The following is a 6,510-nucleotide window of genomic DNA, read 5'->3' as shown; positions in this document are numbered from 1 at the left end:
GTCGAGCGCAGACAAGCGGGCGCGATCACAGCGGAGAAACGAAATGAGCGGAGCGCCCCAACCCGTCGAGAGGCGAGTGCGCGTAAACGGAATCGAACTGGCCTTCTTCGAGTGGGGAAGCGAATTCCAGGGACGCTCCGCACCTGTTCTCTTTGCGCACGCCACGGGCTTTCACGCACGCGTCTGGGATCGGGCCATCGCGCTGCTCGGAGACCGCCACGTGCTGGCGCTGGATCAGCGCGGACACGGGCGCAGCGAGAAGGTCGAGATCAGCGACTGGAGTGTATTCGGGCGGGATTTGACGGCGTTCGTGCGAGAACTCGATTTGCACGATGTAATCGGCGTGGGGCACTCCATGGGCGGCTACGCCTTGACCGAAGCAGCCGCCGCCCTGCCCGATCGCTTCCAACGCCTGCTGCTGATGGATCCAGTCATCCAGGCACCCGATGTATACGGCGCGCACAATGCGTATACCGACGCATTTGGCGACATCGACCACCCGACCGCTCGGCGCAAGAATCACTTCGCCAGCTCCGAAGCAATGTTCGAGCGTTTCAAGGGCCGCGCGCCCTATTCCATTTTCGCACCTGATGTGCTGTGCGACTACTGCCAGTACGGGCTACTACCGGATCCCGAAACCGAAGGGTTCGTACTCGCGTGCCCACCGCGCATTGAAGCCAGCGTCTACATGAGCTCGCGCATCAGCTCCGAGGTGTACGAGAGCGTGCGCGCGATCCGCGTGCCGGTGCTGCTCTTGCGAGCCAAGCTCACACCGCCCGATCGCAATCTGATGGACTTCTCGTACTCACCGACCTGGCCCGGTCTCGTTGACGAGTTTGCGGATGCGCGCGAACATCACCTCGCCGACCGCACGCACTTCTTTCCGCTGGAAAGTCCCGAACTTGTCGCGGAGTTCGTACTGAACGACTCGACACCGACAGACACGGAGACCGGGCCAAAGGGCTGAGAGACTGAGCGAACGGACAAGGAGGAACAAGGACATGGAACCCGAAGCCGCCTTCTCACCCAAGCCTCCGATTGTCTACGCGGGCGGACTGCTGCTGGGATTCGCCGCAGCGTTCGTCGTCGACGCGAGCTTTGCCGCAGATAGCACCCTGCGCCTCGGCTCCGGACTGGCCTTGATCGCATTCGGAGTCGCGCTGGTCGGGGTATGCGAACTCGCCTACCGGAATCGGGGCGAAGACATGAACCCCGACGTCGCGACCTCCCAACTCGTGGCGTCGGGCCCGTTCCAGCGCTCGCGCAACCCGGTCTACCTGGGCATGACTGCGATCCACCTGGGCATCGGCATCGCCGCCGACAACGGATTCATCGTGGTCTCCGGAATCGCCGTGCACATCTGGATTGCTTGGATCGTCGTACCCGCCGAAGAACGCTATCTGAACGCGAAACTGGGCGAGGAATACGCAGACTATTGCGCGCGGGTGCGGCGTTGGCTGTGACCCGACCAGGCCGCCGCAGCGGGTGGCGGAAACAGGTTGCGATGAGAGACACCGGCCCGCACAGCTCGGGGCATTTGCGAACATCGCGATTGCAGGTGAAATCCAATGCCGACTGAATTCGCATCACAGGCACTCGACAGGCTGCGCGACGGAAGCCACTTCGAGTGGTACATCATCCCGATCCTCGTGATCGTGTTCTACATCTACGCGGTAGAAGTCGAACGCCGCAACTGGAATGTGTTGTTTGCGGGCCTTGCATTCTGGGGCATGGACTGGTTCAACGAGATCTGGAACGGCCTCGTGTTCCACTTCACGCAGTACGCACCGATGTGGGCCACGCCCGGCGACAGCGCCTATGTGATCTTGATCGGGCTCAACATCGAAATCTGTTTGATGTTCGCGTTCATGGGCATCTACGGCGCGAAGCTACTGCCTGCGGACAAGTCGCTGCGAATCCTGGGCATCCCCAACCGCTGGTTCCTGGCCGGAGTCAACGCGGCGTTATGTGTGATCGTGGAGATCTTCCTGAACGCGGTCGACGCCCTGACCTGGGACTGGGCGGGCTGGAGCACGCGCAGCCCCATCCCGATCTTCCTATTCGGCTATCTCCACTTCTACCTGGTCGCCTTCTGGGTGCACGACATGGAGAGCGTTCGCCAGAAGGCCATCACCGTCGGGGCGATCTTCGCACTCGACGCGGTCTGTCTGATCGTTTTCGGAGCCGTACTGGGCTGGATCTAAGCAGGCGCGGAGCACTCTATTTCATGAATACGGCGGCGCCCTCTGCGGGAATCGCCGCGTGCTGTCCGTCCAGAATACTCTGCATGCGCGATTCGACTGCCGCCTTCGTGCCCTCGTGCGTGAAGATGTAGAAGCGCTCATCGCAGATTGCCTCGAACACGAGTTGAGCCACCTGCTCCGCCGGCAGCCCGGCCTCGATGACGGCCCGCATCAACGCTTGCCCCTGTTCCTGCTCTTCCGTCCTGGGTGCGGCGTCCGGGCGGTTGCGCTCTGCATCCCAGAGACGCGTACTCACGAAGCCCGGACATAACACCGACACACCTACTTTGGAGCCGAGGGCCTGAAGATCACCGGCCAGGGTTTCAGACAAGGTCACGACGCCGTGCTTCGAAACGTTGTACGGACCGCACCCGGGTGCAGATACGAGCCCAGCCATCGATGCGGTATTGACGAAGTGTCCATCATTCTGCGCGACGAGGTGCTTGCCGAAGACCCGTACACCGTGGATGACCCCCCAGAGATTTGGCCGCAGCGTGAACTCCCAGTCCGCGGTCGAGAGTTCCCACATCGGCCCACCCGAAGCGACTCCGGCGTTATTGCATACGACGTGAGCCGCTCCAAAACGCTCGAACACCGCTTCGCCGAGCCCGTCCATCGCCGCCGCGTCGCCAACGTCGACTCGCTGGGCCAGCACCTCGACCCCTTGGGCTCGGATCGCCTCCGCAGCTTCTTCGAGCGGGTCCGCGTCAATGTCGACCAGAACGAGTTTCATGCCCTGCTGGGCGAATCGGACGGCCATCGCGCGACCGATACCACTGGCGCCGCCCGTTACGATCGCGACCTTGCCTTCGAAATCCTGCATTCTCGTCGTCTCCTGACGCAGCCCGAGCGGCGCGCCTCAGCCCACGTGCTTGCGCAGGAAGGCCACCATTTGAGCGATGCTCTCCCGCGCCTGGGGAAAGAACTCCATCTGTACGTAACCGTGAGGCATGGCATCTACGACGACATGCTCGTGCTCGATGCCGGCTTTCCGGAGTCTCGCCACGAGTTCTTCGGCTTGCGCGACCAGCGGATCAGCGCCACCGACTAACACGTGAGACGGCGGGAGTTTCTCGGCCTGCCAGACCGGGCTCACTCGCGGATCCTCGAGGACACTCGGTCCCGGATCCGCCCCGAGATACGAACCCACCATGAGTTGGGTCATCTTCGGCCCGAGATCGGCCATCGGGCCCTCGGGAAATCCCATACCCTCTGGAACCTCACCGATCCTGGCAAAATCGAAGACGCCGTAGATCAACAGGGCCGCAGATATCCTGGGCGCATCGGGCTGGTCGCGAAGTGCGACCGCCGCCGCGGCCGAGAGATTGCCGCCCGCGGAATCCCCTCCCACGGCAAGCCGCGAAGCATCGCCTCCGTACTGGTGTGCGACCTCGGCCGCCCAGCGAATCGCGTGCACACAGTCCTCGAACGGTGCAGGAAACGGCGCTTCGGGTGCGAGTCGATAGTCGACGTTGATGACCAGATAGCCGGCCTCGGCAAAGCGATAGGCGAGCTTGCGATGCGTGAGGGGACTGCCGCAAATCCAGCCGCCGCCGTGCAGATAGACCAGAACTGGATGTGGACCCTTGCCCGTGGGCACGACGATGTCCGCCGTCACGCGCTCGCCATCGATTTCGCGCACGAGCACGCCTTCGTGAAAAGCGCCGACCTCCGGCAGATCGACGTTGATCATACCGGCGAAGCTCGCAAGCATCTCTCGCATCTCCAGAGGTGTCTCGGGAGGCTTTGCGCTGAACAACTGGTTGAGGATATCGCCGCCGGGTGCGGCCGGAGGGGCGTCGCTCATCTCTTGTTCTCCTCGACTGGCCGACGATTCGGAGTAAGCAGCGGACAGCTTACACCAGAAGACTCCGGCTACTGCGCAAGCTCGCCGCCGCCTGCCCAGGAACAGATCGGGCAACCGGCGGGATCGTGTCCGCGGGCCGGACAGTGCTCGCGACCAAAGTAGATGATTTGCAGGTGAAGTCGGTTCCAGGCGGATGAGGGGTAGAGCCTCATGAGATCGCGCTCGGTCTGACGCACGTTCTTCCCCGAACTCAGTCCCCAGCGCGCCGCCAGTCGGTGAATGTGCGTATCGACGGGAAAGGCCTCGAGCCCGAAACCCTGGCTCATCATGATCCCGGCCGACTTGCGCCCCACGCCCGGCAGGGCTTGAAGCTCAGGGTAACTCCGGGGCACCTGCCCAGCGTGGCGTTCGAGTAGAAGCTTCGAAAGCGTCGAGATCGCCCGGGACTTGCGTTCGGAAAGACCCAGCGGCCGGATGATCTTCTCGATCTCGGGAATGGAGACCTGCGCCATCTCCTCGGGCGTCGAGGCGCGCGCGAACAGAGTCGGCCGAACGGCCGCCACTCGCTTGTCCGTACACTGGGCCGAGAGCACGACCGAAACCAGTAACTGGTAGGGACGCGGATGGGGACCGGGAGCCTCCAGGTCCGGATAGAGTCGATCCAACGTTCGGTGAATTCGCTTCGCCTTGCGCACGAGCGCTGCATCGAGCGGTTTTTCGACGACGGACTGGCTCACTTCTGGACCCCACCCCAAACACGGTACACTCGGGTTAGTATCCCATGGAACCCGAGTGCATTGCCCCCGCGCTCACAGGAGAAGCCCGCGATGTCCGCACCACGGCTGCAACTCTGGGAAACGCTCAACAAGAAGCAGTTCGATCAGATCGATCGCGAGCGAGCCGTGGTACTCGTTACCTGTTCACCTCTCGAGGTGCACGGCCCGCACCTGCCACTGGGCGCAGACGCTTTTGAGGGCGAGGGACTGGCGGAGCGAGCGCTTCAATTCGTCCCCGAGCATCACCACGATCGCACCTTTCTAAAGTTGCCGTTCATCTATGTGGCCAGTGACCCCGTGCCCCAACCCGGATCGATTGCATTTCGACCCTCTACGATCATCTCCGTGATTGAAGACCTGGGCCGCTCACTCGCCGCTCAAGGCTTCAAGAATGTGCTCGTATCGAACTTTCACGGCAGTCCGCGTCACTTCCTGGCCGTCGAGACGGGGTGTGATCGGGTCGCCCGAGCTACGGGTATTCGCATGCTCTGCATCTTCTCCGCGATGCTCTCCCGTCTCGAGGTCGAGGGCTCCGAACTCGGTGACGTGCTCGGGCACATCGACGGCGTCGAAAAGCACGACTTTGACGCCGATACCCACGCTGGATTGGTGGAGACCAGCCATCTACTGGCTCTACACCCGGAGTGGATCGACCCGGACTACAAGTCGCTGCACAAGCGCTCGGCGAGCATCTGGGCGGAGGAACTCGGTATCGCCCACCAGAAAGCGGGCGAAATCAGCCCAGCGGCCATCCCCGCAATGCTGCGCCAGTTCAAGAACTCGCTGCGCTTCTTTTCCACGGAGACCTACTCGGGAAGTCCCGGTAAAGCCACGGCGCAACTGGGCGAGGCTTTTCTCGATGTTCTCGGGGAGCAGGCGGGTGCTGCAGTCGGTGAGTTGCTCGACGACCGACTCCCCGAAAAGCTATGGCATTCGCCGGCCTGGAAACTCAGACAGATCTTCGTGAACCCACTGGCCGTCCGTCTCTTCGATCGCCTTCTGGACGCACCCAAGGCGGTCGGATAGCCGGGATGAACACGACCCAACCCGCGCAAACCAAGACATGACGTTTTTCATCCTCCTCACCCTCGTAGCCCTTGCAGCGCTTTTGATGGCCGAGTACGCCGGTAGCCGCAGAGGCGTCTGGATTGCAAAGCCGCTCGCGTCCACCGGGTTCCTGGCGGTCGCCATAGCAGCCGGAGCTCTGGACGGTTCAGCGGAGGGTGGCGGACCCGACGGCCGCTACGGTTTGCTCGTGCTACTGGGACTGGTGCTCTCCTGGTGGGGAGATGTCTTCCTGATTCCCGACGACCGTCCTCGCATCTTCCAGGCCGGTATCGCGAGTTTTCTGCTCGGGCACGTCGCCTACGTGGTGGCCTTCGCGAGTCTAGGCCTGCAGCCGTTGGCCGCCGTGGTGACTACCCTGATCTTGATCGCCCCGGTGCTGAAGATCCTGCGCTGGCTGCGCCCTCACCTTCCACCTGATATGACGATTCCCGTCTACGCCTACATCGTCGTCATCACCTGCATGATCATCTGCGCAGTGGGAGCGGTCGCGAACGTGGGCAGGCCCATGATTCTGTTAGGCGCACTGATGTTCTACGTCTCCGACCTGGCCGTGGCGCGCGATCGCTTCGTGGCCACGGGATTCGACAACCGCATCTGGGGGCTGCCGCTCTACTAC

8 protein-coding genes are annotated in these 6,510 nt (G+C 62.6%); 5 read left to right on the top strand and 3 right to left on the bottom strand.

Translation table 11 applies throughout. The annotated features are described in order from the left end of the window. The first annotated feature begins 43 nt into the window (after window positions 1-43). The 3 genes from GY725_05985 to GY725_05975 all read left to right on the top strand — a co-directional run bounded on the left by GY725_05985 (window position 44) and on the right by GY725_05975 (window position 2,204). Window positions 44-967, top strand: coding sequence for an alpha/beta hydrolase (locus tag GY725_05985; protein ID MCP4003728.1), 924 nt, complete (start codon window positions 44-46; stop codon window positions 965-967). A gap of 34 nt (window positions 968-1,001) precedes the next feature. After that, window positions 1,002-1,463 (top strand): isoprenylcysteine carboxylmethyltransferase family protein, encoded by a 462-nt coding sequence (locus GY725_05980; protein MCP4003727.1) that lies wholly within the window; start codon window positions 1,002-1,004, stop codon window positions 1,461-1,463. A gap of 105 nt (window positions 1,464-1,568) precedes the next feature. Then, the gene (locus GY725_05975) at window positions 1,569-2,204 is read left to right on the top strand and encodes a hypothetical protein (protein ID MCP4003726.1); all 636 of its coding nucleotides are present in this window, start codon (window positions 1,569-1,571) and stop codon (window positions 2,202-2,204) included. A gap of 16 nt (window positions 2,205-2,220) precedes the next feature. Here GY725_05975 and GY725_05970 read toward each other — a convergent pair whose 3' ends face one another. From GY725_05970 to GY725_05960, 3 genes are all read right to left on the bottom strand, one after another. Next, a complete protein-coding gene (locus GY725_05970; GenBank protein ID MCP4003725.1) occupies window positions 2,221-3,066 on the bottom strand; it encodes an SDR family NAD(P)-dependent oxidoreductase in 846 nt (281 codons plus the stop codon). 36 nt (window positions 3,067-3,102) lie between these two features. After that, window positions 3,103-4,050, bottom strand: a complete 948-nt coding sequence (locus tag GY725_05965; GenBank protein ID MCP4003724.1) for an alpha/beta hydrolase — start codon at window positions 4,048-4,050, stop codon at window positions 3,103-3,105. A gap of 68 nt (window positions 4,051-4,118) precedes the next feature. Then, window positions 4,119-4,745, bottom strand: coding sequence for an endonuclease III (locus GY725_05960; GenBank protein ID MCP4003723.1), 627 nt, complete (start codon window positions 4,743-4,745; stop codon window positions 4,119-4,121). Window positions 4,746-4,877: 132 nt separating this feature from the next. Between GY725_05960 and GY725_05955 the strand changes: the two genes are divergently transcribed. Further along, complete coding sequence (locus tag GY725_05955) at window positions 4,878-5,852, top strand: creatininase family protein (GenBank protein ID MCP4003722.1); 975 nt, start codon at window positions 4,878-4,880, stop codon at window positions 5,850-5,852. Between the two features lie 37 nt (window positions 5,853-5,889). Next, window positions 5,890-6,510, top strand: a 621-nt coding sequence (locus GY725_05950; GenBank protein ID MCP4003721.1) for a lysoplasmalogenase, incomplete at its 3' end; no start/stop codon positions are given.

Source organism: bacterium (genome assembly GCA_024226335.1).
In the GTDB taxonomy this organism is placed as follows: Bacteria; Myxococcota_A; UBA9160; order SZUA-336; family SZUA-336; genus JAAELY01.
This window is presented reverse-complemented; position numbering and strand designations above follow the sequence as displayed.

Coding starts and splice junctions, on each gene's coding strand:
- GY725_05985 (MCP4003728.1), top strand. CDS start 44: ATGAGCGGAGCGCCCCAACCCGTCGAGAGGCGAGTGCGCGTAAACGGA.
- GY725_05980 (MCP4003727.1), top strand. CDS start 1,002: ATGGAACCCGAAGCCGCCTTCTCACCCAAGCCTCCGATTGTCTACGCG.
- GY725_05975 (MCP4003726.1), top strand. CDS start 1,569: ATGCCGACTGAATTCGCATCACAGGCACTCGACAGGCTGCGCGACGGA.
- GY725_05970 (MCP4003725.1), bottom strand. CDS start 3,066: ATGCAGGATTTCGAAGGCAAGGTCGCGATCGTAACGGGCGGCGCCAGT.
- GY725_05965 (MCP4003724.1), bottom strand. CDS start 4,050: ATGAGCGACGCCCCTCCGGCCGCACCCGGCGGCGATATCCTCAACCAG.
- GY725_05955 (MCP4003722.1), top strand. CDS start 4,878: ATGTCCGCACCACGGCTGCAACTCTGGGAAACGCTCAACAAGAAGCAG.